The sequence below is a fragment of the Alteromonas sp. H39 genome (genome assembly GCF_047556435.1).
In the GTDB taxonomy this organism is placed as follows: domain Bacteria; phylum Pseudomonadota; class Gammaproteobacteria; order Enterobacterales; family Alteromonadaceae; genus Alteromonas.
This window is the reverse complement of record NZ_CP180210.1, coordinates 3299775-3324537: the sequence shown is the minus strand read 5'-3', so window position 1 is coordinate 3324537 and position 24763 is coordinate 3299775. Positions and strand designations below refer to the sequence as shown.

The 24763-nt window shown below is 50.0% G+C and carries 23 protein-coding genes; 8 read left to right on the top strand and 15 right to left on the bottom strand.

Annotated features, from left to right (window positions below; translation table 11 throughout):
• Positions 1-147: 147 nt before the first annotated feature.
• From ACLBLI_RS14570 to ACLBLI_RS14545, 6 genes are all read right to left on the bottom strand, one after another.
• Positions 148-816: an OB-fold nucleic acid binding domain-containing protein gene (locus tag ACLBLI_RS14570; protein WP_414828318.1), complete on the bottom strand. Its 669-nt coding sequence runs from the start codon at positions 814-816 to the stop codon at positions 148-150.
• Positions 817-972: 156 nt separating this feature from the next.
• Positions 973-2373, bottom strand: a complete 1401-nt coding sequence (locus ACLBLI_RS14565; RefSeq protein WP_414828317.1) for an MFS transporter — start codon at positions 2371-2373, stop codon at positions 973-975.
• A gap of 502 nt (positions 2374-2875) precedes the next feature.
• Positions 2876-3457 carry a BON domain-containing protein gene (locus tag ACLBLI_RS14560; RefSeq protein WP_414828316.1) on the bottom strand — a complete coding sequence of 194 codons (582 nt, stop codon included), beginning with the start codon at positions 3455-3457 and terminating at the stop codon, positions 2876-2878.
• The gene (locus ACLBLI_RS14555; protein WP_414828315.1) at positions 3458-4054 is read right to left on the bottom strand and encodes a phosphoheptose isomerase; all 597 of its coding nucleotides are present in this window, start codon (positions 4052-4054) and stop codon (positions 3458-3460) included.
• A gap of 28 nt (positions 4055-4082) precedes the next feature.
• Complete coding sequence (locus tag ACLBLI_RS14550) at positions 4083-4424, bottom strand: YraN family protein (RefSeq protein ID WP_414828314.1); 342 nt, start codon at positions 4422-4424, stop codon at positions 4083-4085.
• Positions 4425-4500: 76 nt separating this feature from the next.
• Positions 4501-6531: a penicillin-binding protein activator gene (locus ACLBLI_RS14545; protein ID WP_414828313.1), complete on the bottom strand. Its 2031-nt coding sequence runs from the start codon at positions 6529-6531 to the stop codon at positions 4501-4503.
• Positions 6532-6570: 39 nt separating this feature from the next.
• On the opposite strand from ACLBLI_RS14545, the gene rsmI reads away from it, so the two are divergent.
• Positions 6571-7416: a 16S rRNA (cytidine(1402)-2'-O)-methyltransferase gene (gene rsmI, locus ACLBLI_RS14540; protein WP_414828312.1), complete on the top strand. Its 846-nt coding sequence runs from the start codon at positions 6571-6573 to the stop codon at positions 7414-7416.
• Between the two features lie 117 nt (positions 7417-7533).
• Here the strand turns inward: rsmI and nspC are convergent, their stop codons facing one another.
• The 4 genes from nspC to ACLBLI_RS14520 form a co-directional block, all read right to left on the bottom strand.
• Complete coding sequence (nspC, locus tag ACLBLI_RS14535; RefSeq protein WP_414828311.1) at positions 7534-8664, bottom strand: carboxynorspermidine decarboxylase; 1131 nt, start codon at positions 8662-8664, stop codon at positions 7534-7536.
• A gap of 15 nt (positions 8665-8679) precedes the next feature.
• Positions 8680-9882, bottom strand: a complete 1203-nt coding sequence (locus tag ACLBLI_RS14530; protein ID WP_414828310.1) for a saccharopine dehydrogenase family protein — start codon at positions 9880-9882, stop codon at positions 8680-8682.
• Between the two features lie 224 nt (positions 9883-10106).
• The gene (locus ACLBLI_RS14525; RefSeq protein ID WP_414828309.1) at positions 10107-10508 is read right to left on the bottom strand and encodes a hypothetical protein; all 402 of its coding nucleotides are present in this window, start codon (positions 10506-10508) and stop codon (positions 10107-10109) included.
• 203 nt (positions 10509-10711) lie between these two features.
• Positions 10712-11581, bottom strand: a complete 870-nt coding sequence (locus ACLBLI_RS14520) for a 1-aminocyclopropane-1-carboxylate deaminase/D-cysteine desulfhydrase (protein ID WP_414828308.1) — start codon at positions 11579-11581, stop codon at positions 10712-10714.
• 163 nt (positions 11582-11744) lie between these two features.
• Between ACLBLI_RS14520 and ACLBLI_RS14515 the strand changes: the two genes are divergently transcribed.
• Together ACLBLI_RS14515 and ACLBLI_RS14510 are read left to right on the top strand one after the other, a co-directional pair.
• On the top strand, positions 11745-12257 hold the full coding sequence (locus tag ACLBLI_RS14515) for a chalcone isomerase family protein (RefSeq protein ID WP_414828307.1): 513 nt from the start codon (positions 11745-11747) through the stop codon (positions 12255-12257).
• Between the two features lie 2 nt (positions 12258-12259).
• The gene (locus tag ACLBLI_RS14510) at positions 12260-12799 is read left to right on the top strand and encodes a DUF3833 domain-containing protein (protein ID WP_414828306.1); all 540 of its coding nucleotides are present in this window, start codon (positions 12260-12262) and stop codon (positions 12797-12799) included.
• A 137-nt stretch (positions 12800-12936) separates the two neighbouring features.
• On the opposite strand, the gene ACLBLI_RS14505 is transcribed toward ACLBLI_RS14510, so the two are convergent.
• The 4 genes from ACLBLI_RS14505 to aceK form a co-directional block, all read right to left on the bottom strand.
• A complete protein-coding gene (locus ACLBLI_RS14505) occupies positions 12937-13242 on the bottom strand; it encodes a hypothetical protein (protein ID WP_414828305.1) in 306 nt (101 codons plus the stop codon).
• A 384-nt stretch (positions 13243-13626) separates the two neighbouring features.
• Entirely contained in the window at positions 13627-14979 is a 1353-nt protein-coding gene (locus tag ACLBLI_RS14500) for an ATP-binding protein (protein WP_414828304.1), read from the bottom strand.
• A complete protein-coding gene (locus ACLBLI_RS14495) occupies positions 14976-15656 on the bottom strand; it encodes a response regulator transcription factor (protein WP_414828303.1) in 681 nt (226 codons plus the stop codon). The genes ACLBLI_RS14500 and ACLBLI_RS14495 overlap by 4 nt, the downstream gene beginning before the upstream one ends.
• 106 nt (positions 15657-15762) lie before the next feature.
• A complete protein-coding gene (gene aceK, locus ACLBLI_RS14490; RefSeq protein WP_414828302.1) occupies positions 15763-17481 on the bottom strand; it encodes a bifunctional isocitrate dehydrogenase kinase/phosphatase in 1719 nt (572 codons plus the stop codon).
• A gap of 186 nt (positions 17482-17667) precedes the next feature.
• On the opposite strand from aceK, the gene ACLBLI_RS14485 reads away from it, so the two are divergent.
• On the top strand, positions 17668-18054 hold the full coding sequence (locus ACLBLI_RS14485) for a response regulator (RefSeq protein ID WP_414828301.1): 387 nt from the start codon (positions 17668-17670) through the stop codon (positions 18052-18054).
• A gap of 13 nt (positions 18055-18067) precedes the next feature.
• Here the strand turns inward: ACLBLI_RS14485 and ACLBLI_RS14480 are convergent, their stop codons facing one another.
• Positions 18068-18751: an SDR family oxidoreductase gene (locus ACLBLI_RS14480; protein ID WP_414828300.1), complete on the bottom strand. Its 684-nt coding sequence runs from the start codon at positions 18749-18751 to the stop codon at positions 18068-18070.
• 492 nt (positions 18752-19243) lie between these two features.
• Between ACLBLI_RS14480 and thrA the strand changes: the two genes are divergently transcribed.
• From thrA to ung, 4 genes are all read left to right on the top strand, one after another.
• Entirely contained in the window at positions 19244-21709 is a 2466-nt protein-coding gene (thrA, locus tag ACLBLI_RS14475) for a bifunctional aspartate kinase/homoserine dehydrogenase I (RefSeq protein WP_414828299.1), read from the top strand.
• A gap of 18 nt (positions 21710-21727) precedes the next feature.
• Positions 21728-22672: a homoserine kinase gene (gene thrB, locus ACLBLI_RS14470; protein WP_414828298.1), complete on the top strand. Its 945-nt coding sequence runs from the start codon at positions 21728-21730 to the stop codon at positions 22670-22672.
• A 90-nt stretch (positions 22673-22762) separates the two neighbouring features.
• Positions 22763-24046 carry a threonine synthase gene (thrC, locus tag ACLBLI_RS14465; RefSeq protein ID WP_414828297.1) on the top strand — a complete coding sequence of 428 codons (1284 nt, stop codon included), beginning with the start codon at positions 22763-22765 and terminating at the stop codon, positions 24044-24046.
• The gene (gene ung, locus ACLBLI_RS14460; protein WP_414828296.1) at positions 24043-24708 is read left to right on the top strand and encodes a uracil-DNA glycosylase; all 666 of its coding nucleotides are present in this window, start codon (positions 24043-24045) and stop codon (positions 24706-24708) included. Before thrC ends, ung begins: the two co-directional genes overlap by 4 nt.
• Positions 24709-24763 lie beyond the last annotated feature (55 nt).

Genomic DNA, 24763 nt, shown 5'->3' with positions numbered 1-24763 from the left:
ATTTTTCAGGAGATTTTCAAGGTGTTAGCCTATAGGGAAATGAGGATGCTACCTTGGTCTTAGACCGTACCTGTAAAACAATGTCGGCACATATAAAACGGCCCGGTCAGACCGGGCCGTTAGGGCGATATGGTGGCGATAGTGCCCTTAGTACTCGTCGCTCTCTGCATTGTTCATGCGAACGATAACGTCGGCTACGATTAAGGACTCGTCAAAGAAGTCTCCATCCATTGAGGCATCGACCTTAATTCTGTCACCTTCCTCGATGTACAGCAGACCGTCCTGTTTAAAAGGTTCGCCGGGCAGTTCGCTGGTATCGACACTCACCGTCATACCGGCAGTATCTAACTCTATGACGTCCTCATTCACCTCGTTGACTGTACCAATGAGTGTCATATCGTCGATATTTGTTGGCACGGTAGCTGAAGCCATCAGCCAGCCTTCTGATTCTTCATCAGTGGCGTCGGCGATAAAGGTGGTACTTAACTGATGTACGAACACACTGGATGCTTCGAGCGTGGTTTCTGTCATCAGGTTTTTATCCACTTTACCTGAAACGGATACACGATCACCTTGTTTAAATATCAGGGCATCAGCGTCGTAATCACCGTCGTCAAATTCTACAGTAACATCGTTATCACCGGTCTTCAGGACAAACGAACCGGGATTTACCTTCTGAATTTCACCGCTTAGGGTGACCCAGGCATTCTCATCCCAGTTGGACAGCTCAGACGTTGTCGCTTCACTGGCAGCTACCGATGTTGAAATAAGGGCACCTGCAACTGCTGAATACATAAGTGTTTTGGCAAATTTCATTGTGACCTCCTTCCTTAAATAAGGGTTCACAATGGTTGAAGCAACGCTAATGCCAGCCTTATATATCAATGGCTTATAGCTTTTTCTGCACACAAAGCCGGCTTTGGATATGAAATTCCTATACGCCTGGTTTGTGTCTTTTACAAAGTAAAACAATCAGGCTTTTTGCTTTTTCAGTATGGTCTGGCCCGCATTACGGGGTAGCGTAATACTGTCGATAATACTCAGAAGGGCCAGCACGCCCATAAAATTCATGGCCAGTTGAAAATGCGCGGATACGGGTTCGGCATTGGAACCGCCGAGAAGAAAACTGGCAAGCGCCAGAGAGAGTGCGCCAGCGGTAATCCCCAGGCCGCGATTCATTTGCATCAGCACTGCACTTAACGTATTGGCGTCGCGCATCTGATGGTTTGGAATGTCGGCGAAGTTAATCGTATTAAGCACCGTTAGGTGGATAGAGCGGTTTATTCCCGATATGAACAATACCAGGGCGAGAAACCAGTAGGGTGTGTCAGCATCAAGCTGGCCAAGCCAGAAAAAGCCTGCGGCAATAGCCACGCCATTTACGATTAGCAGGTGCTTAAAACCAAATGTGTTCATCAACCAGGTTGTCGCCGGTTTAATAGCCAGGTTGCCGGCAAATAACCAGAGTAACAGCGCGCCCGCCTCAACCGCTGAATAGCCGAAGCCCAGCTGAAGCATGAGGGGGATCAGAAATGGTGTGCTTGACAGGGCAATCCTCACAATGGAGCCGCCGGTGATAGTGAGTCGAAACGTGCGGCTTTTCAGGGCGCTGAATGTAAGCAGCGGGAAGGGGGCTTGAAGCATGTAAATAACAGCCAGTGTCAGCAATGCGATACCACTACCTATCAGGGCTACCGGCAATACCCAGTTACCCTGAAGGCTACTAAGCATCTCAAGTCCGGCCATCAGCACGCCGAAACCTGCCCCACATAACAGGAATCCAGTCCAGTCAAACCGGGTGGGGTCACCTTTATAGTTTTCCAGCAAATAGGCCGATGCGATAAGCGCGATGATCCCCAGCGGAACATTCATCAGAAAAATCCATGGCCATCCCCAGTGTGTGGCTATCCAGCCACCAATAACCGGACCCAGTAACGGGGCGCCGAGTGCGGGCCAGGTAATAATGGCGATGGCATTCACCAGGCGCTCCTTTGGAAGATCGCGCAACACCACAAGCCTGCCAACCGGCACCATAAGTGCGCCTCCTATCCCTTGCAGCACCCGGGAAGCGGTGAATGTCAGTACGTCATAGCTGACGGCGCAAAGCACTGACGCAATCACAAAAAGGCTAATTGCCAGCATAAAAATACGTCTGGCGCCAAACCTGTCCGCAACATAGCCACTGATGGGAATAAATATGGTTACGGCAACCAGATAAGAAGATACACCGACAGAAAGGTGGGCTGCCGGAACATTGAAATCCCGGGCAATAATGGGAAGTGCCGTGGTGATAACGGTGGCATCCAGAATTTCCATAAATAACGCCCCGGCAACCAGCAAGGCTGTCGCGACGCGTCGATCAAGTGTATACATGCAAGCTCTGAGTTAGTTATTAGCGTTCGCAGGCGCAAACCTGCAAAAAGGAATGCGCGGTAAAAAAGCAGGTGCTGTAGCCGATACGTTTGTACGTTGGAATAAGACGCGCATATGTCGCCTATTCTGCCACCCCGATGATTTTTCTGTACGTGCTGTATTGCGTGCCTGAGGCTGTGATGCCTTCCGCACTGCGCGATTTATCATCCCATACTACCGCCACCAACCTGAAAATATGAATACAGTCGTTACATGACTTCGGATGATAACGACGTGTCTCCAAGCTCTTAAAGAAGACGGCAAGCTTAAGTTCTGCGTCTACCCGTAGCGGTACGGTTGTGCATGGGAGCTTCCGTTTGCAAGGACAATAGCTGGCAACAAACCGGCGACTCCAACTTCAATACGGTAAGCCTAAGGCAATTTGTAAGTGTGAAAAAGTAATAAACGGCGGAGTGAAGGTGTTAAAAGGCAGCCCGCAACTGCAGCTGCCCTGATTGCGTGTTTACATAATTTCAAATGCGCGAACAACGCGCTGGACACCGCCGACGTGACGAGCGATATCTACTGCCGCGGTGGCCTCCAGATTTGACACCCGGCCCATCAAAAAGACCTCGGCGTTTTGCACTACCACCCGAACCTGCAGTGCAGGAACGCGCTCATCGGCCACCAGTTTGGTTTTCACTTTTGATGCCAGCCAGATATCTGTGGCCTGTTGGGAAGCACCTATCGGTTCACCCACGCGCAGCTGGTTGTGGATCTTTTTCACGTACTCCACGTTCTGCACCCGCGCAATGGCATCTTCCCGCAATTGTTCGGAAGGTACCTGGCCGGTAATCAGTGCCACGCCATTGTAAACATCAGCCTGCAAGTTCGCTTCGGCTTTAAGCGCTTCGCTTTTTGACCATTGGAAGGCAATAGCACTTTCGGCATTCTGGTCATCAAGCTGGGTACCGACGGTGCGTCGGTCGTTCGCGACTTTGGCTGCTGCGGCGCCCGCACCAACCACAGCCACTGCACACCCCTGCAACTGGGTAACGCCCAGCGACAGGATCAATGCAGCTATCAGCTTTGTGTGTGTAGTCATTTATTCATCACCATGATCTGCTGGAAACAGGCTGTCATCGATGCATTCACATAGATTGTGAATCACCAGCAAATGGACTTCCTGGATCCGCGCGGTGCGATTCGACGGCACGCGGATCTCCACATCGTGCTCACTTAAAAAGCCCGCCATTTCACCGCCGTCCTTGCCACTAAGGGCAACAATAGTCATATCGCGGGACAGTGCGGCCTCCATGGCAGCAATTACATTGCGCGAATTGCCACTGGTGGAGATGGCCAGCAAAATATCGCCTGGCTGACCTAATGCCCGCACCTGCTTCGCAAATATTTCATCGTAGCTGTAGTCGTTAGCAATAGACGTAAGTGTAGACGTGTCTGTGCTCAGGGCGATAGCCGGAAGGCTCGGGCGATCCCTTTCATAACGATTCAGCATTTCAGAGGAAAAGTGCTGAGCGTCACCTGCTGAACCACCGTTGCCACAGCTTAATATTTTATTCCCGCGAATTAGTGCTTCGACCATCATCATCGCCGCTTTTTCAATAGACTCCGGGAGGATTTCTGATGCTGCAATTTTGGTCTGAATACTTTCGGTGAAATTGGCTTTTATATTTTCAATCATACTTCTCATCTTTAAGTGTCTGGTCACGTCATACCACGTTTTTGACCCATTGGAAGTCGTCACCGTCAATCGCTATGACATCAATACGGACCGGCGTGGATACAGGACTATGACCATTGTCTAATAAATATTGTTCAAACGCAGTACGCATTCGCTGGAGTTTTTTGGCCGTTACAAATTCAGCGGCCTGTCCAAAGCGGCTGTGACGTCGGTATTTCACCTCGATGCAGACCAGTATCAGACCATCCCACATCAGTAAATCTAACTCTCCAAAGCGTGTACGGTAATTAGTTTCTATTAACTCAAGTCCGTGAGTTTCAAGAAAACCAACAGCGTCTTTTTCTGCGTTTGTTCCCTGTCTTGTCGACATCGTTGACCCTTCCCTGGTTGTTTTAGCAATGCGCCGGTATTACTACTGAACGGATCCGTCGTTCACCGGAATTACCTTATTTTTCGTTTGATAACGGGATTACCCGCTCGTTGTCTATCTTAGCCTGTGGAAGCCGACGCTCTATCTGATGGTCATCATTCCTTGACAATGTGCCGGTGAGGCCAGCAACTTCCACTTGAGGCAACAGTCCCATAGTGTGTAGAGACGGCAATAAATTATAGGCATCAACACCAAATGCAAATAAGCGATTAAGCTGCGTGCTGCGATGTGGCCATAATGCCTCGCTTTGCGACTGTAATGCCTGCCACTGGTTGTCAGGCATCATCCACGGCATGTCCAGAAAACGGACATTTTGCAAATCGCGCCACTGGTTCTTGCTGCTGTCATATTCCATTGAGCGGGAAGTGGCATAAACCGGTACTACCTTGCCGTCAAACGGACTCAGACTGGCCTCAACCATCGGGTTAAGCAGTTCGGTTTGCTCCGGTGACGCAAACACCACAATGGCGTCAATGTCGCCCCGGCTGCGTGGCACATTATACAGCTCTTCATTTACCATGTAGCGGATCTGGTTAATTCTGTCTTTACTTTGCGCAACATCCAATGCCTGGGTAATGCCTTCCCGCAGTGTTGTGCTGTCTGAAAAATCAATGGTTGTCAGGTTCACCTTATCTCTGGAAGCGTGACGGGTATTAAGTGTTTGCCAGCGCTGTGCGAAAGCCTCGTTCATACGTTGATAAATGCTGGACTGTGCAGCCACAACAATCGGTGCCCGGTAACCACTGTTGAAGATATGATCGGCCAGCTGATATGCCTCATCTTCCGGTGCCAGAGAGAAAAACCCCGGCTCAGTCTGAACGCGGGCCTCCTGTACCGGTAATGTTTCCGGGTCAAGCATTCCGGTTGGTAGGGGCTCGGCATTTAGATCGGCGCGATTGAGTGCCAGTACGTTCACCGTATGCGGGATAAGCGGAACTACCTCTTCAATGGTTTCCTTTAGTAGCGGACCAATCACCCAGCGATGCTGACCTACTGATGCAGCCAGTTTTTCTGGGGTTTTGCCCACCGTATCGACAAATTCAAGTTGGGGAACGTCACGGGTGTCTGTCGCGTTCTGTAATGCCTGATAGTAAGCTGACAAAATGCCTTCTTTTATCGCCATGCCAGTATTTTCAAGACGGCCGCTAAGTGGCAGCATGACCAGAATTTGCGGGATCGTGGCGGGGCGCAGTTCACTGGCTTTCGTCACCTCTTCAGGCCAGTGGGTAACGAGCCGGTGACCTCGATATACCTGTTTAAATTGCTGTGTCGCATCGGCAAGAGACTGCGGCGATAATCCATTGTCCTGCACGAGTGCAAGCAGCGCCAGATAGGGACGTAGCGCCGGGTACTTTGATTGTGCATTTTCGGGTAGCTGATACCGGGCTTCATTCACCCATTCCCACACCTGGCGGACGCTGTCTTCCGATGGCGGCATAGCTTGTTCATAGCTGTTGGCGGCCGACAGTAAGTCACCTTTACGCAAATAAAGTGCGGTTAGTAAATCCAACTGCTTATAACGCAAGGCATCGTCATCAACCGGCTTATCAAGCAGAGCCAGCAATGATTCAGTATCGGCATCTTCGGCATCAGCCCAGGCAAGTGCGCTTAACACGTTCATGCGTGTCTGAAGCCTGTCATCGACGCCTTCTTGCTGAAGTTGCAACAGGATTTGCTGAGCGCGGGCGATATCATCGTTCTCTAAAAGCAGTTGTACAGCCTGCAGCAGGAAATTATTCCGCTGCAGCGCATCGCGATGCTCTTCCCACGCAGTTTGCGCGTCGGCTATCAGTGATGCTGGCGTTGCATTGGTATCGACAGGTTCGGCCGGTAACGGCTCGACTTTCGCTACCGGTTTGGTCGTACGTGGGGCAGGTGAGCTACAGCCGTTGAGAAAAAATACCGTCCCCAGGCAGGCACTTAACAGTATATAGCGCAGAGAAAAACCATGACGCACGTCGGATTCCTTCTTTGTGAGTTCGAAGCCAAGTTTATCTGAACACACGCGAAAATCTACGTCTAAGGCGATAAACTGTTCCAACGGCATGATACACTTTATGCATTATCACTTTCATCGCATTCGTTTATGTCAGAGCCAGCTACCCTTTACATTGTTCCCACGCCTATCGGTAACCTGGAGGATATCTCTCCCCGTGCATTGGATACGCTGGCCAGCGTCGCCTGGATAGCAGCCGAAGACACCCGCCACAGTGCCCGATTGCTGCAACACTTTTCTATTTCCACGCGCACGCTCAGCCTGCATGAACATAATGAGGATAAGCGTGCTGCGATGCTTTGTCACCGCCTGTTAAGCGGAGACGATGTTGCCCTCATCAGCGATGCGGGTACACCGTTGATAAGCGATCCGGGATTTGTGCTGGTAAGGCGGTGTCGCGAAGAGGGGATCCCGGTGATCGCGTTGCCCGGCCCCTGTGCAGCTATCACCGCATTGAGTGCGTCAGGTTTACCGACCGACCGGTTTATTTTCGAGGGTTTTTTGCCGGTGAAAAGCCAGGCCAGAAGCAATATGTTGAGCTCTCTGGCTGAGCGTACCTGCACATCGGTCTTTTACGAAGCGCCGAGGCGCATTGTAGATACGGTTCGCGATATGCAGCGTGTGTTGAAGGAACGCCAGATTGTCGTGGCAAAAGAGATTTCTAAAGCGTTTGAGACGTATATCAGTGGCACGCCGCAAGAAGTGGGAGACTGGCTGGAAGCTGAAGCGGTACGACAAAAGGGGGAATTTGTCGTGATGGTATCTCCTGCTGTTGTCGATGTCTCGGCGATACCACCGGAAGCGATGACACTGCTGACTACATTGAGTGAGCATTTACCCCTAAAAAAGGCCGCGGCGGTAGTGGCGACTCATTACAATCTTAAAAAGAACGCGTTGTATCAGGCAGGGCTTGATCTGAAGTCCGGGTTGGCATAAACGAACAATTCACAGCTCATGCTATTGACTGACGGGCAGCAACGTTGAGTGTTGTGGACGTTTTACAAAACAAAAGCGCGCCTTGAAGCGCGCTTTTTTATTGGCAAGTATCGATATTTAAGACAATCTGGCTTTGAAGTCCGCATAACTGAACTGGCGAACAATATCCAGCGTGCCGTCGGTACGCAGTATCGCGATAGCAGGATGTTCTACGCCATTGAAAAACGTCGTTTTAACCATGGTGTAATGCATCATATCTTCGAACTGCACGCGGTCGCCTGGTTGTAGAGGTTCATCAAAGGAATAGATATCAATCACGTCTCCGGCCAGGCAGGAATTCCCTCCCAGCTTCACATCATAAGCCTTATCACCTGGCATACCGGCACGTCGGACGGTCGGCCGGTACGGCATTTCAAGAACGTCCGGCATGTGCGCAGTGGCGGAGATATCGAGAATAGCGATAGGGCCTTCATTGTCCACCACGTCTACCACTTCCGCGATTAGCGGACCCGTTTGCCAGGCCACTGCCGAGCCCGGCTCAAGGATAACATCCAGGTGCGGATATTTCGTTTTAAACGCTTTCAGCGTGGCAATTAAGTGATCTACATCATAACCCTGACGGGTCATTAAATGCCCTCCGCCCAGGTTCAGCCATTTGAGTTGCGGTAGCCATTTTTCGAAGCGCGCTTCGATGGCCTTCAGCGTGCGCTCAGTAGCAAACGAATCGCACTCACACAAGTTGTGGCAGTGGAATCCATCGATACCGGTTAAGTCAACACCTTCCAGTTGCGAAGCCCGGATACCCAGACGCGAGCCCGGTGCTGCCGGATCGTACAGGGGTGTTTCCGCTTCCTGATGTTCCGGGTTGATACGCAAGCCCAGAGACACGTCAGGCAGGCTGTCTTTATAACGTTGCCATTGTGTCAGGCTGTTGAAAGACAAATGGTTGACCAATGACTTTAGCTGTTCGATGTCACTGGCTTTATAAGCAGGCGCATAAGCGTGAACTTCTTTGCCCATTTCCGCAGCCAGTTTTGCTTCCCATACCGAGCTGGCTGTTGCGCCATGCAGATAGGGTTTGATGATGTCGAAGCTTGACCACATGGAAAAGCCTTTCAGTGCCAGGATAATCCGAGCGCCGGAGCTGTCCTGAACTCGCTTCATCAACTCCAGATTGCGGACTAGCTTTTCTTCCTCCAATACATAGCATGGAGATGGAATATCGTTACGCTGTGTCAAATCGGTCAACGTTATCTCTCCGGCCTATTTCGCAAACGGACTGTCGTCACATTCAAGGACGTGCCACGGCAGACCGTGTTGATTCAGTTGCTCCATGAACGGGTCTGGATCGAACTGCTCCATATTCCATACACCAGGTTGCTTCCAGGTGCCGTTAAGCATCAACATGGAGCCAATCATAGCTGGCACACCTGTGGTGTAAGATACCGCCTGCGCGCCCACTTCTTCATTGCACTTCGCGTGCTCACAGTTGTTGTAGATAAAGATGGTTTTCTCTTTGCCATCTTTGATACCGGTAATGTACGTGCCAATGCAGGTCATGCCGGTATAACCTTCAGCCAGCGAACCGGGATTAGGCAGTACTGCTTTTAGGAACTCCAGCGGAACAATCTTCTGGCCCTGGAATTCCACCGGCTCAATGCTGGTCATGCCAATACCTTCTAATACACGCAGGTGATTCAGATAGGCATCGCCAAATGTCATCCAGAAACGTGCGCGTTTCAGCGTCGGGAAGTGCTTAACAATGGATTCCAGCTCTTCATGGAACATCAGGTACGAGGCGCGCACACCAATATTTTGATAATCGAGATCCTCGCGTACGCTTAGTGGATCGGTATCTTTCCACTCACCGTCTTCAAAATATTTACCACGTTGGGTTATTTCACGAATATTAATTTCGGGGTTGAAGTTGGTAGCAAACGCCTGACCGTGATCACCACCATTACAATCGACAATATCCAGATAATGGATTTCATCAAAATAGTGCTTGGCGGCATAGGCGGTAAATACGTTGGTCACGCCTGGATCAAAGCCACTGCCCAGAAGAGCCATAATACCGGCTTCTTTGAAACGCTCCTGATAAGCCCACTGCCAGGAATATTCAAACTCGGCTTTGTCTTTGGGCTCATAATTAGCCGTATCCAGATAATCGGTTTTAGTTGCCAGACAGGCGTCCATGATTGGCAAGTCCTGATATGGCAGCGCCAGGTTAATTACCAGGTCTGGTTTGACGTCGTTAATCAGAGCTTCAACGGCTTTGGCATCGTCAGCATCTACGGCAAAGACGGCTTTTACCCGATCTTCACCCACCTCTTTTTGCAACGCTTCGCATTTGGAAACGGTGCGGCTGGCAAGATAAATTTCATCGAAATGTTCCGGCAGACGGGCACATTTCTTAACTGTAACGGCAGCGACGCCACCGGCTCCGATTATTAACACGCGAGACATAATCAATTATTCCCAATGTAGCTGTTTTAATTTGCGCTGAATGCTAGCAGACAACACTGAATTGGCAAGCAAAGTGTGTTGTTCACCTGTAAAAATAAGGCGACATATAAATGTCGCCTGACTCCGGCTATCGCTAAGCGCTTTCACAATAACGTAACGCGCCGCAGAAACGTTATGTTCTGCCTGCGCGCGGCGTGAAAGCGAAGACTATGAGGGATGATAACTTACCCATGAATTGGCGGCGATAAAACAATGCGACTTCCCACTCTGAAATAGGGGTATAACAGCATAGACTCTTCGCCTGAGGGCTGTGTTGTTGTGATTGCAATTGCATCCATATCATCTTTGCGGTCTGTTTTGACCTTTGCGGCATATACCAGCACGCTGTAACTTTCAGCGTCGGTAGTGGTATCAATAATACGCCACTGAAGCTTCTCTATAAGATGACTGTCGCCACCAAACTGGTCGTTTTCATCGGTAAACAGACAGCCCACTTTGCCATCTTCATATATTGCAGCAAAAGGGTAAAAAGCGCTGCAGTGGGGGAGCATCGCTTCACAAAGGCCGAGTGACCGGGTCACCAGCATTTGAACGGGTTTTGGCAGTGTTTTAGGACCGTGGATCACAAGTGTTCTCCGTGTTGTCAGAAAAATAACACCGTATAGAAACTGTATGCTATCTCTAAATGATGCAACATTAAAAACGTGTAATGTTGAGTATAAGATCACCAAAGAATAGTAAACTTTGCATATGCTTGGAGCTGTCTTTAAGATCAGTGCGAGACGCTTGTGACCATAGCAAACTTCCCGTGTATGCCTCTTTTAACGGCTTATTTCCTCGCCCCTTGTAACCCGCCAGTATGCAGCGCGATAATTGTTTGTCCGGCAGCAAACATTCCTTTTCCAATCATGTCCTTGAGCGCGAAGAAAAGTTTTCCGGAATAGACCGGCTCGACCGGGATCTGCGTGTCGTTCTCAAATGTCTGGCAGAACGATAACAAAGGTGCGCTGGTTTTTGCGTAACCCCCGTGATGATACTGGTGTGCTATCGTCCAGGAAGAATTGGGCTGTGGCAGTAATGAAGATACCAGTGACTCGAGATATCCCTCGCCTTTAAGCACCGCAATGCCAATTGCCTGCTGATGATGCTGCATCGCCATACTCAAACCCGCCAGCGTTGCGCCACTGGCAACCGGTGAAACTATCACGTCGAAATTGCACGGTAGCTCATCAGTTAGTGCTGTGATACCGCTCAATGCCTCTCGCTGACTTCCCCCTTCAGGAATAACCATGTACTCAGGGTATCTGGAGCTGAGCGCGTGAAGATAAGCAGCCTCGTTGCGTTCACGATACTCCTTCTTTGTTACATAATGAATCGAGGCTCCCCAGTCAGTCAGATTGCTCAGCATGGGAGTGGGATTTTTCCGGTAATCACCGCGGACGATAGCGATAAACGGAATATGACGCAGTGCACACAAGTATCCCAACGCATGTAAATGATTGGAAAAACCACCGCCAAAGCTCACTATGCCAGCAATGTGCTGGCCCCCCGACGACAGTAATGGGCGCAATTTTCGCCATTTGTTACCTGATATAACGGGATGAATCAGATCATCACGCTTCACAAAAATGGAAAGCGCATCAGCGCCGGGCCAGGCCGGTCGAATTTGCATCAGCGGGGAAGGAAGTTGAGGGTCCATGATAGTGGCGATTCGTTGCTAACAGACTGGAACAGCATATCTCACAGATTGCCATGTACTTGTGCGTTGTCAATGTCAGGCGTTTATTAAGGCTGTGTAATGGATGATCATCCTTCATGCTGCTGCTGTATAAGCGTTATCTGTTATGTAAGGACACCCGATTATGCTGCGAACACTTTGTTTTCTATTCTTTGTCGTGACGTACAGCAGTCAGGCTGCAATACCTGCACCGGTGCAGGAGCGCATACCTGATGCTTCAGTGGTGGGCGAGGCCCGCTTCACTTACTACTTTTGGGACGTCTACGATGCGGTGCTTTACGCCCCGCAGGGCAAGTGGCCGGCAGAGCGCTTTGCGTTGCGTCTTACCTACTTGCGCGATTTTGAAGGCAAAGAGATAGCAGAACGTTCCATAAAGGAAATGAAATCACAGGGACTAGACGATGACGAGAAAATATCGTCATGGCTAAAGGCTATGAATGAAATATTTCCCGACATTAATGAAGATGAACATCTGCTGGGGGTAGTTGGAGACAGCGGCGAAGCACTTTTTTATCAACAGGATACCCTGTTGGGAGAAGTGGATGATCCGGAGTTTACACGCTGGTTTTTCAATATCTGGGTAGGCGAGAAAACGTCTGAACCGGATTTCAGAGATAAATTAATAAACGGAGAGTAGTGATGAAAGTAAAAGCAGGAATACTGGCATTAATGACGTTGATTTTACCGTTAAGTGGTTGTTCTGTGTCGGTTGACGGAAAGGATTACACCAATGTGTCTCCTGACTTCGAAATTAAAGCGTTTTTCGATGGTGACGTGAAAGCCTGGGGTATTGTCCAGAATCGCTCGGGGAAGGTAGTCCAGCGCTTTATTGTAGACATTAACGGACGCATTGAGAACGACGTACTTATTCTCGATGAGTCTTTTGATTATGGTGTGGGTGATGGCGTTAAAAACAGAACGTGGCGGATAGAGCAAACCGGCGAGAATAGCTTTGTAGGAAACGCCGGAGATATCGCGGGCCCGGCTGATGGAACCGCGTACGGCAATGCATTTAACTTTCATTACGAGATGGATTTGCCGGTTGACGACACCACTTACCGTGTCACTTTTGACGACTGGTTCTGGGCCTTTGACGACACCACGATGATGAACCGATCATATATTAGGAAGTTCGGGCTGGTGATGGCGGAAGTAACCATTTTCATGCAGCGTCAATAACGCAAACGACAGATTCTCACGCAGCGGATATTTTGAAAAGTCTAAATTGCCAACTGTGCCCGGCTTAACGCGCGACGCCACTTAGGCCGGGGGCTCGTATTGTAGTATTGCTTATTATTAAAGAATTCGTTTCTGCCTTATTGGCAGTCGCGGTCAATCCAGTCTGTTAATTCACAAACTTCACCGTGACTTTTGACAAACGCCACCACCATATTCTCAACCACGGGGACATCGTGCTGATAGCGACAACAAAATCGTATCGCGGTGGCACGCTCTCCCATAACCAGTGCTCTTACGTTATTGGCCTTCCCGTCAATCGCGTAGTACCCGTATTGCAGCGGAACGGGCCGGGAGCAATGGAATACTGACTTGGCCAGTGCCTTTAGAACAGGCATTACAGCATCGGGATTGTTTACCCTCACAGCTTTTTGACAAAACGCCATGGCTTTTCTCCGGTAGCAGAGCACGAACACGTCAAATCTCATGGCTGCGCGCGATGGTATCATCAGTGACCCAATGTTATGCCATCATGTGTCGGATCACCTGAAGGCCTGCAGCAAAAAAGTCGACAAAACGTACTTTCAAAATCACACAAGCGCATAATGACCACTGGCATCTGAAGTAAAAGCGCAGGGGCGTGAGGGCCCTGCACAATGTCGATGTCAGGCGCCGAAGTCATTTGGAAACATGCCTCCTGGAGTTACTCTAAAGCAAAACGCCACAGCAGGAACTTGTACTTTTGTATGATTTTTAGGTGGAGAACGCAAAAAGACGAGGTAAAGACAACCAGCCAGCGCACGGCGTGATGTTCGTTAATCCTGGAGTCTTCATTTAGGGAAGCTGAACACAATGCCAAAGCCAGCGCCTTCACAGAGCGGATCATCGACAAACCATACCTCGCCATTGTGTAACGCGACGATGGCAGATACCAACGAGAGTCCGAGTCCGTTACCGTGAGAAGTCCGGCTGGCGGAGGCTCTATAAAAACGTCTCTCCAGGTGACGGAACTCGCTACCTTCAATACCCGGACCGTTGTCGCTGATTGCCAGAATATATCGCCTTGATGTCTGGCGAAGTGACACATCAATACGCTTGCCCATACCGGCGTACTTGATGGCATTGTCTATGGCATTTGCCACTGCCTGAAACAACAAATTGGGGTCACCGGTCATCGTTACATCACCGATGTCTGTGGATAACGGCATTTCCTGATTTTCCATCACCGGCTGGTAGAGCTCAATGACATCAGCAACGATGGTGTGCAGTGATACCTCGGTAAAACCCTGGCGCTGCCGTTTCGACTCAATATCGCTGATGCGTAATAAGCTGTTGAACATATTCAGGATGGTGTCTGCTTCGGATGTGGCCCGCTCGCGCAGCGATGGGTCATCAATATTTTCAAGCGTGCCACGCAACCGGGAAAGCGGGGTTCTGAGATCGTGAGCGATGGCATCGGTAACACTTTTTATGTTGTCTACAGATGCCTCAATTTTGTCCAGCATGCCGTTGAACATAACGGCCAGCTGACTGAGGTCGTCCCAGTTGCTGTCGATTTCCAGCCGCTCTCTGAGGCTGCCGGTACGAATAATATTATCTGCAGTTGCGGACATACGATTGATACGGTTTACTACATAAAGTGCCACCGAGAAGCTCAGTACACAAACAATGCTCAGTAAGGCGACCACAAACCAGCCAAAAGTCTGCGCAACCCATTGTGCGGTATTGAGTTCGTCAATGTTTCTGCCGGTAAACAGCAAGCTGCCGTCTGACAGTTCCACTATCTGATAAAGCGTATCAATTTGCGTTTCGTCGCTGCCGTCAGGCGAAATAGGCATTGTCCCTTTGCGCTGCGCAGGCGTTGTTTCAAATGGCCACCGGGAAACATTGCCTGCGAGTAGTGCAGTGTCTGCGGTTATGATTGCATAAAGTGGCGGGGCAGGATCACTTGAGAAGGCCTCGGTGATTTTTGCCTGCAATTCCGATTTGGGAATATGTTTGTGTAGTGTACGTAACAGAAGCGTGTCTGCATTAAGCGCTGACTCGGCTTCGCGCAGCAAGCTGTCACCGCTGGATACTTTCCAGGTATAAACAACAAATAGAATGGCGGCAATCGAGAGACTGGCAAGAATCACCCCCACCCGGAAGCTGGAGCTTCGGGTGAACGTGCCGATTGCGATCACTGCAGGTCTTCCGATATCCGGTAACCTGTGCCTCTGACAGTTTCGATTAACGGCACATTAAAGGTTTTGTCGACCTTTTGACGTAACCTGCTGATGTGAACATCGATAACGTTTGTCTGGGGGTCGAAATGGTAATTCCATACATGTTCCAGCAGCATGCTGCGGGTAACCACTTTTCCGCGGTGGCGTAACAAGCATTCTAACAGTTGGAACTCTTTCGATTGCAGTTCAATTTCAGTATCACCGCGGGTGACTTTGCGATTAAGACGATCCAGTGTGAGATCGCCTACCTTAACCTGAGTGGCATCATCTGCGTCAGCTTTACGGCCTGCGAGACCTTCTGCACGGGCAAGTAACTCTTCAAAAGCGAATGGTTTGGTCAGGTAATCATTGGCGCCACTACGCAGACCTTTGACCTTATCATCGACGTTGCTTTTTGCGCTTAATAGCAAAACCGGAGTAGATATCTCTTCTTTGCGAAGCGCATCGAGAATACTCAGACCATCAATAGAGGGCAGCATGATATCTAATACAATCAGATCATGTTCCTGGGCCATCGCCTGGTACAACCCCTGTTCTCCATCGTAGCATATGTCGCAAAGGTGCCCAGCAGCACGCATTCCCTGCCCAATGTTTTCTGCAACGGTTACATCATCTTCAATTACTAACGCTTTCATTGTACTTTGCCGTATACATAGTCTGAATCCATCCCAGAAGGGGTTCCCATTTCCTATTGGGTATTACCTTGCCGTTCAGTGTTCCGATCACTTTTAGCACCACAGATCAAGTCGGATTGCGTGCAAATCGGATCTGGGGATTATAGGGAGTGAAGTTCTGCACTTCTCCTTTTGCGGTTATTGCCTGGACCTCGCGCCAGTACGCTGGTGTCATCAGATCACCGTGTAGCTCCTTCAGTATATCCTTGAACTGCTTCTTACCCACGATAAAGTGCTCAAATTGTTCGGGGAAAACGTCGTTAGGGGCGACTGACAGGGTATCAAGTACATAAGGGTCGTCTGACTTTGGCAGTTCCCGAAAATTTCGCTCGCTCATCAGACAAATTTCATCATAATCGTAAAATATCACTCTTCCATGACGCGTGATGCCAAAATTTTTGTGCAGCATGTCGCCGGGAAAAATATTCGCCAGCGCTATCTGTTTAATACACAGACCCAGTTCGTCAATGGCATTGTGAATTTTATCTGGATCCGTTTCCTGCTGCAGGTACAGGTTGAGCGGCGTCATTTTGCGTTCTGCATACATGTGCTTGATGACCAGCTCTTCACCGCAGATTTCCAGGCTGGAAGCGCAGGTGTCCTGAAGTTCTTTCAGCAATTCGGGCGAGATGCGGTTTAGCGGAAAACGAAAGTTCACATACTCATGAGTGTCTGCCATGCGGCCCACCCGGTCTGTCATTTTTACCAGCCGATAACAGTCCTTTACGTGCTCCCGCGTAATTTTTTTGCTTTCAGCAAATTCATCTTTAATGATTTTAAACACCACGCCATAGGAGGGGAGGTGAAACACCATCATAACGAGGCCACGGATCCCCGGAGCCGCTTCGAAGTGATCATCACTGTTGTCCAGATGGTGCAAAAAGTTTCGGTAAAACACCGTTTTTCCGTGTTTAAAGTGGCCCAGTGCCATGTAAAGCTCAAAGTGCTTTTTATTAGGCAGCAGTTCCTGCAGAAATGCGACAGTTTCCGCAGGGTATTGGGTGTCTGTCATAAAATAGCTTCTGGCAAAGCCAAAAATGACGGAAAGATCTTTGCGGTCAGTCAGCAACGCATCCACAAAAAGCGCGGGTGACTCATTATTTTGTAGTGCAATAACAAAGGGCAGGGTTTCCTCAGGCATGCAAATGCGTCCAATCATGTAGGCGGCTTTCCCCCGGTAAAACACCGGCTTTAGTAGCTCTACAGCAACCACACTGGCGAGTTGTTCGCGATTGAGTCTTTCCCGCAGGGCCGTTTCGAGGTGCTGCAGGTCGCGCTCGTAATCCTCAAACGGAATGTTGAATCGATAGGTTTTAAAAATCGACACATACATTTCTTTCACTGTGGTGGTGGTATCAAAACTGTTGATGATTTTGTCGCGGTCCTGGCCTGGCAGGAAGCATCGGCTGGGCAGCATAAACATGACGTCGTCATCGATTTTGCGATGCTTGAAGATACGCCCGATAACTGAGTTGTAGAAAGTTTCTGCCAGCTCAAACTGGGGATGTCCCTCAAGCAGTCTTGCGTAATTTTTCTTCATCTGCTGCCAGAAAGCATCGTCTTTCTGATGCACTTCAATGAGATGATAAATTTCAGCCACCGCATCAGCCAGGCTTTGCTCATAAATCGTGATCCGCTCGCGAGACGCACTTTGCGTCTCTTTCCATTGGGCGGCTTCGAAGCGTTGCTGTGCTCCCCGGGTTATACGGGTAAACCAGCGGTAGCTTTTATCGAAGCTGCTGATAATCAGATATGCTACCTTTCTTGGCAGGCCCAGGTCGCTCATTGGCATTCCTCCGGTAATTCGAATTTAGCGTACCACAATACGGCTCTGGCGAACCGACTTGATACTAAAGTTGAATTTTACTTTCCTAATTGACGGTTTTTGGTTACGGTAAGTGCACGTTACGTGATGAAAACCGGTTGGTTTTTTCTGCTCAGGTAACCACAGAAAGCCGAAAAGGACACCATTGTGAGCTTCAATGTATTAGTTTGTGACGACTCTTCTCTGGCAAGAAAAATGGCGGTAAAAAGTCTTCCTGCCGGGTTTGCTGAAAATGTGTTTCAGGCAACCAACGGTGCCGAAGGCATGGAAGTGTTGATGCAAACCCGTATGGATTTGATGTTGCTGGACCTGACAATGCCCGAGATGGACGGTGTGGCAGTACTGGAAGCCATTAAAGAAAAGGGGATTGAGGTATTTGTCATTGTGGTGTCCGGCGATATTCAACCGCAAATGCGGGAAAAAGTGCTTCAGCTTGGTGCGCTGGATTTTCTGCCAAAACCGGTATCGCAGGCAGCGTTACAAAAAGTGCTTGAGCGCTACGGCTTTATTCTTACCGAAGCGCTCGCGGGGTAAACCTGTTCGCTGGCTAGCCCATCTTCGAGGGCATTAAAAATACTTCCCTTACATTATTTCTGCTGTCAGCGTTAATGGCATAAGAGACCGCCTCAGCAACATCTTCTGGCTGAAGCTTATCCTCTTTGGGTTCATCAAAGAATGGCGTATTCACCATGCCTGGACAGATTGTTGTGCAGCGACCCTGCCACTCTGCCATTTCTTCAGCCAGGTTACGTCCGAAACCATACGCAAACCACTTTGTAGCGCCATAAATAGACCCCTTAATACTCATGCGCCCCGCCGCGGAACTGGTCAGAATAAAGTGACCGGTGGTTTTTTTGAGGTGTGGCATGGCGGCTTTTGCTGACCAGAGCAGTGCTTTGATATTTATGTCTATCATTTTACCCCACTCATCCGGGTCGCCATCCTGCGTGCCGGGTGTGGAGACACCGGTTCCCGCGTTAGCAAAAACGGCGTCAAGGCGACCATAATGGCCGACGGTTTTCTCGGTTACCGCTTTTGTGGCCGAGAAATCAGTGGCATCAGCAGGAACAGCCAGCGCGTTGTTGCTGCCCAGCTCTTCCACCAGTGCATTCAGTTTGTCTTCGCTGCGCGCGGTTAGCGCCACTTTATGACCATCTGCTACCAGTCGTCTGGCGGTCGCTGCGCCAATGCCGCTCGACGCACCGGTGATAAGAATAATTTTTTGCTCCATGAATTTCTCCTGATTGGACACGTTACTTTACATATAAAGTGCATTCCCTGTTCGCTTCAGGTCAGATCACTTCCTCGTCAGGATTCTCCAAGCAGGCATTAAAACAATAAATTTAGCGGTGTAGATGGCTAAATAGAGAAAATGGCATAAATATCCTAATGTTGCGGCTGTAATTTGGGTTGTTATTCTAAGTGTGGTCCTGAATTTACCTTTTTAGGTTACATAAATGCAGATTGGCCAAGAAAAAAGTCAGAAAAACCGGTTTTTTCTTGGCCTTACGGTTGACAGATAGACGTCTATACGGCAAATTGAGCACATGAAAACGAGAACAATGATTCGCACCACCGGCATGATTATTACCACCTCAAGGAGGGCGGTCGCTGGCTAGTGCGCAATAGCAACAGACAACGAAAGCCCGCCCTCAGAGAGAGCGGGTTTTTTTTTACCTAAATCGCTGTAAGAATTGACAGGCGTAAATTGAAGGAGCAACAAATGAAAGTCTTAAAGTTTGGTGGATCGTCTCTTGCCGATGCAACACGTTACCTGCGTGTGACAGAGATTAGCACGACCACACACCAAACCGACGGTGCTGCGGTTGTGCTCTCCGCTCCCAAAGGCGTTACTAACGCGCTGTCATTGCTGTGTGAGCAGGCTGCGGGTAATCAGGATTATCTGCCCTTGCTAGAGAAGCTGGCGACTACGGTGAAAGGCATAAACGATGAGCTCAATCAGCAACTTTCCGGTTACGAGCACAGCCGTGTCAGCGACTACATTGATGGCCATCTGGCAACACTAACCCAGCACCTTGAGGGCATTAAACTGTTAGGTGTAGCCCCTGACGCGGTGAGCGCTGGCATTTTAAGTATCGGCGAATACATCAGTGTTACCTTGTTTAGTGCAATCCTGGCGAGCAAAGGGATTGCAAATCGTATTATCGATCCGGTGAATTATGTACTCGCTGAAGGCGATTATCTTGACAGTATTGCCGATGTAGCCTTAAGCAAAGCCCGCTTTGCTGATGTGCCTGCGGATGGTTCTGAGCTGCTGGTAATGCCAGGGTTTGTTGCCGCAAACGACGCGGGTGAGAAGGTCACTCTGGGTCGAAACGGCTCTGATTATTCTGCAGCGGTGTTGGCAGCGTGTATCGAAGCATCCTGCTGTGAAATCTGGACCGATGTGGATGGTGTGTATAACGCCGACCCGAATCAGGTAGAAGGTGCCGTGCTGCTGGATAAGCTGACGTACCAGGAAGCGATGGAGCTGTCTTACTTCGGCGCGAAAGTGCTGCATCCCAAAACCATCGGCCCCATCGCCCAACACCATATTCCCTGTCTGATCCGAAATACCTTAAACCCTGCCGCGCCAGGCACCCTCATCAGCAATGAAGCCAGCTCGGTGTGGACTTCTGTGAAGGGCATTTCACAGCTTGATGATGTGACCATGTTTAACGTTGCCGGGCCTGGCTTAAAAGGCATGGTAGGCATGGCAAGCCGCGTGTTTGAGGTGATGTCAAACGCCAATATCTCGATCAGTCTTATCACGCAGTCATCGTCTGAATACAGCATCAGCTTTTGTATTCAGAGTAAAGACGCCGTACGCGCGCAAAACCTGCTGGAAGATGCCTTTGCACTGGAGCTACAGAATCAGTTGCTGGATCCGATTGAAGTGCGTCACGACTTGTCAATTGTCACACTGGTGGGTGACGGCATGCGGCAGACCAAAGGGCTGGCTGCTCGTTTCTTCAACTCACTGGCGCAGGCAAGGGTGAATAATGTCGCCATAGCGCAGGGGTCATCAGAGCGGTCTATTTCTACCGTGATTGAAAGTAAGCGCGCGAAAAAAGCAGTACGCGTGATTCATCAGAATTTTTTCAGCGATCGCCATACCATTGACGTGTTTCTGGTAGGGTGTGGCAATGTAGGCACAGAGTTGCTAAGCCAGATAGCCAAGCAGCAACCGGCTTTGTTAAAACGCAATATTCAGTTGCGGGTCTACGGTATCGCAAACAGCAGAAAACTACTGCTGGATAAACACGGTATTGACGTCAGCAACGATTGGAAGGGCAAACTGGAGGAAGCCAGCGGCTCATTTTCGATTGAAGCTGTGGCTAACTTTGTTAACGACAACAGCCTGGTGAATCCGGTTATTGTGGATTGCACCAGTCATGAGGCGGTAGCAACGCAATACGTAGAGATGATGGAAAACGGTTTCCACGTAGTGACGCCAAATAAGAAAGCCAACACCGGCTCGCTGGGATACTATCGCCAGCTTAAGAAAACTGCGTTGCGTACCAACCGGCAGTATCTGTACGAAACCACCGTCGGTGCGGGGTTGCCGGTCATTGATAACCTGCAGAAGTTGTTCAGTGCCGGTGATGTGCTGCATCGTTTCGAGGGAATTTTATCAGGCAGCCTTTCTTATGTTTTCGGTAAGCTGGAAGAGGGAATGACGCTGTCTGAAGCCACCGAATCGGCGAAGCAAAACGGCTTTACTGAGCCCGATCCGCGAGACGATTTAAGTGGCATGGACGTGGCCAGAAAATTACTTATCATGGCGCGAGAGGCTGATCTGGAGCTTGAGTTATCAGACATAGAGATTGAATCTGTATTGCCTGAAGGATTTGCTGAAGACTGCAGTATTGATGAATTCATGAAGCAATTGCCTGACCTCGACAGCGCGTTCAACGAGCGGGTGGAAGCCGCGAAAGCCGAAGGAAAGGTATTACGCTACATTGGCTCGATTGAAGGGGAAAAGTGTAAAGTGACGATCCAGGCCGTGGCCGCGGATAACCCGCTGTCTGCGGTGAAAGATGGCGAGAATGCACTGGCGATCAGTTCAGACTACTATCAGCCTATCCCTTACGTCATTCGTGGCTATGGTGCCGGTGGCACTGTTACCGCAGCAGGGGTGTTTGCTGATGTCTTGCGAACCATGCCGTGGAAACAAATGGCCCACTAAACCGTTGAGGAAGCAGTAATGAAAAAAGTGAGTGCGTATGCACCGGCCTCAATTGGCAATGTGAGTCTGGGCTTTGATGTACTGGGCGCTGCGCTGGAGCCGATAGATGGCACGTCGCTGGGAGATGAAGTTATTGTCGAGCAGGCAACGTCCTTCTCTCTGACCGTTTCCGGCCCGTTTGCGCATAAATTGCCAGCGGACCCTGATTCCAACATCGTCACCCGTTGCTACCATTACTTTTGTGACGCGTTAGCCCTTAATGGGAAAAAAGTACCTGTAGTGGCGATGACGCTGAACAAAAAACTGCCGATTGGCAGTGGTTTGGGGTCAAGTGCCAGCTCTATCGTGGCCGCGTTTCACGCGTTAAATGCCTATTCAGATAACGTGTTTGATGAAGATACGCTGTTAGCTATGATGGGGGAGCTCGAAGGACAGATCAGTGGCAGCATCCACTACGACAATGTCGCGCCGTGCTATCAGGGCGGGATGACGCTGATGACGGGGGCAACGTCGCCGATCACAGTGAAGCTGCCAGTAATTAAAGACTGGTTCTGGGTAGCCTGTTACTCGGGGATCAGCGTTTCCACTGCGGCTGCCAGAGAAATTTTGCCAAAAGAGATACCTGTGGCAACCGCATTAACTTTCGGACGTCAGCTTGGTGTGTTTGTGCATGCGCTTCATGCCGGTGACGCCGACATGGCGGCCTCTGTCATGCAGGATGTGATTGCAGAGCCCTATCGCAAATCTCTGCTTCCCGGGTTCGATGAGGCCCGCACATTCAGCATGGAAAACGGCGCACTGGCTTTCGGAATTTCTGGTTCCGGCCCGACCGTTTTTGCCGTATGCAATGATGAGGCCCAGGCACACCAGATTGCCCAGTGGTTAGATGCAAATTATATACAAAACGACGACGGCTTTAGCCATGTATGTCGAATTCCTGCACAAGGTGCAGTGGCTAAGTAGCGGCTCATGATGCCTCGTGCCAACTGCTTTCATGCAGAAAAGCCGGGCAGGCCGTTACCTTTATAAAGATACATTACGAAAGGTGACATTGTGGAATTGGTCAATTTAAAAGATGCGCAGGACACCGCATCGTTTTCAGAAGCAGTACAACGCGGCCTGGGTAAAAATCAGGGACTGTACTTTCCTACACACATTCCGTCACTGGATGACGTTGATAGCTTGCTCACGCTTCCGTTTGCCGAGCGCAGCATTCGTATTCTGCGAGCGCTGATTGGGGATGAGTTGGGTGGTGGTGAACTTGAAGAGATCATCAACACCGCTTTTACGTTCCCCGCACCGGTCACTCAGATTAAAGACAATATCTACACGCTGGAGCTATTCCACGGTCCGACGCTGGCGTTTAAAGACTTTGGTGGCCGCTTTATGGCGCAAACCCTGTCGCGTATCAGTGAAGGTAAGCCTGTCACCATTCTCACAGCAACCTCGGGCGATACCGGCGCTGCCGTAGCTCACGCTTTTCACGGTATTGAGAACATCAATGTGGTGATCCTTTTCCCCAAAGGCAAAATCAGTGCACTACAGGAGAAACTATTCACCACACTGGGGGACAACATTCATACGGTGGCGATAGAGTCTGACTTTGATGCCTGCCAGTCGCTGGTGAAAACGGCCTTTGATGATCCGGATGTGCGTGAAGGGCTGCATCTTAATTCGGCAAATTCGATTAATATCAGTCGATTACTGGCACAGGTGTGTTATTACTTTGAAGCGGTAAGTCAGCTCCCTGAAGCGGCGCGTAAAGAATTAGTGGTGTCGGTTCCCAGTGGTAACTTCGGTAACCTGACGGCCGGTATGATTGCCAAAGCGATGGGACTTCCTGTTAAGCGCTTTATTGCAGCGACCAACGTGAACGATACGGTTCCCCGCTATCTGAAAACCGGTGAATGGAAGCCGAAATCGACCGTCGCAACCATGTCCAACGCGATGGACGTAAGCCAGCCAAACAACTGGCCACGTATAGAAGCGCTGGTGGAGCAAGGCTACATCGACAAAGCGTGTCTGAAAGGTGAGTCGGTTGACGAAGAATACACCCAACTGGCAATGCGCCAGCTAGCGCAAGCAGGCTATACCAGTGAGCCGCACGCAGCCATTGCTTATCGTGCCGTCAGTCATGATCTTGAACCTGGCGAAACCGGGCTATTTCTTGGAACCGCGCACCCTGCGAAATTCCGGGAAACGGTGGAAAATGTCCTCGGCTCTCCATTGCACCTACCAAAAGAGCTGGCTGACGTTGCCGGTAAAGACAGTCTGGCGGTTACGCTTCCCTCTTCGTATGAAGAGCTTAAGAAGCACATGTTTGATGTGTTGAAATGAGCCATAGCTGGCACGATGTACTGGGGCCTGAAAAACAAAAACCATATTTTCAGGCTCTGATACAGAAAGTCGACGCTGAGCGCGCCGCGGGCAAGACGATCTACCCGGCGCAGGAAGAAGTGTTCAGTGCACTGAAAGCCACACCGCTGGAGCAGGTAAAGGTCGTTATCCTGGGGCAGGACCCGTATCACGGCCCTGATCAGGCCCATGGACTGAGCTTTTCGGTGCAGCCAGGAGTGAAAATCCCACCGTCGCTGAGGAACATTTACAAAGAGCTGTCGACGGATATTCCGGGATTTACCGTACCGGAACACGGTAATTTGACGTCCTGGGCGAAGCAAGGAGTTCTGTTACTCAATACGGTGTTGACGGTGGAGCAGGGCAAAGCACACAGCCATGCGAAATTCGGATGGGAAACCTTCACCGACGCGGTTATTGAGGCGGTAAACACAACCAATGATACTGTCGTGTTTATGCTGTGGGGAAGCCATGCGCAGAAAAAAGGACGCACGTTGGACCGTGAACGGCATCTGGTATTAGAAGCGCCACATCCCTCGCCATTGTCTGCACACAGAGGTTTTTTCGGCTGCCAGCATTTCAGCCAGGCAAATGCCTATTTGCAGCAACACGGTAAGCAACCGATAGACTGGCAGGTTTACTAACGCGCCATAACACCAACCCGGTCGTCGCTACTTCTAACGGCAAGACTGAAGCCCG

Excerpts from the sequence above, each read along its gene's own strand:
- ACLBLI_RS14570 (WP_414828318.1), bottom strand. The coding sequence starts at position 816 with ATGAAATTTGCCAAAACACTTATGTATTCAGCAGTTGCAGGTGCCCTT.
- ACLBLI_RS14565 (WP_414828317.1), bottom strand. The coding sequence starts at position 2,373 with ATGTATACACTTGATCGACGCGTCGCGACAGCCTTGCTGGTTGCCGGG.
- ACLBLI_RS14560 (WP_414828316.1), bottom strand. The coding sequence starts at position 3,457 with ATGACTACACACACAAAGCTGATAGCTGCATTGATCCTGTCGCTGGGC.
- ACLBLI_RS14555 (WP_414828315.1), bottom strand. The coding sequence starts at position 4,054 with ATGATTGAAAATATAAAAGCCAATTTCACCGAAAGTATTCAGACCAAA.
- ACLBLI_RS14550 (WP_414828314.1), bottom strand. The coding sequence starts at position 4,424 with ATGTCGACAAGACAGGGAACAAACGCAGAAAAAGACGCTGTTGGTTTT.
- ACLBLI_RS14545 (WP_414828313.1), bottom strand. The coding sequence starts at position 6,531 with ATGCCGTTGGAACAGTTTATCGCCTTAGACGTAGATTTTCGCGTGTGT.
- rsmI (WP_414828312.1), top strand. The coding sequence starts at position 6,571 with ATGTCAGAGCCAGCTACCCTTTACATTGTTCCCACGCCTATCGGTAAC.
- ACLBLI_RS14530 (WP_414828310.1), bottom strand. The coding sequence starts at position 9,882 with ATGTCTCGCGTGTTAATAATCGGAGCCGGTGGCGTCGCTGCCGTTACA.
- ACLBLI_RS14520 (WP_414828308.1), bottom strand. The coding sequence starts at position 11,581 with ATGGACCCTCAACTTCCTTCCCCGCTGATGCAAATTCGACCGGCCTGG.
- ACLBLI_RS14515 (WP_414828307.1), top strand. The coding sequence starts at position 11,745 with ATGCTGCGAACACTTTGTTTTCTATTCTTTGTCGTGACGTACAGCAGT.
- ACLBLI_RS14510 (WP_414828306.1), top strand. The coding sequence starts at position 12,260 with ATGAAAGTAAAAGCAGGAATACTGGCATTAATGACGTTGATTTTACCG.
- ACLBLI_RS14505 (WP_414828305.1), bottom strand. The coding sequence starts at position 13,242 with ATGGCGTTTTGTCAAAAAGCTGTGAGGGTAAACAATCCCGATGCTGTA.
- ACLBLI_RS14495 (WP_414828303.1), bottom strand. The coding sequence starts at position 15,656 with ATGAAAGCGTTAGTAATTGAAGATGATGTAACCGTTGCAGAAAACATT.
- aceK (WP_414828302.1), bottom strand. The coding sequence starts at position 17,481 with ATGAGCGACCTGGGCCTGCCAAGAAAGGTAGCATATCTGATTATCAGC.
- ACLBLI_RS14480 (WP_414828300.1), bottom strand. The coding sequence starts at position 18,751 with ATGGAGCAAAAAATTATTCTTATCACCGGTGCGTCGAGCGGCATTGGC.
- thrA (WP_414828299.1), top strand. The coding sequence starts at position 19,244 with ATGAAAGTCTTAAAGTTTGGTGGATCGTCTCTTGCCGATGCAACACGT.
- thrB (WP_414828298.1), top strand. The coding sequence starts at position 21,728 with ATGAAAAAAGTGAGTGCGTATGCACCGGCCTCAATTGGCAATGTGAGT.
- ung (WP_414828296.1), top strand. The coding sequence starts at position 24,043 with ATGAGCCATAGCTGGCACGATGTACTGGGGCCTGAAAAACAAAAACCA.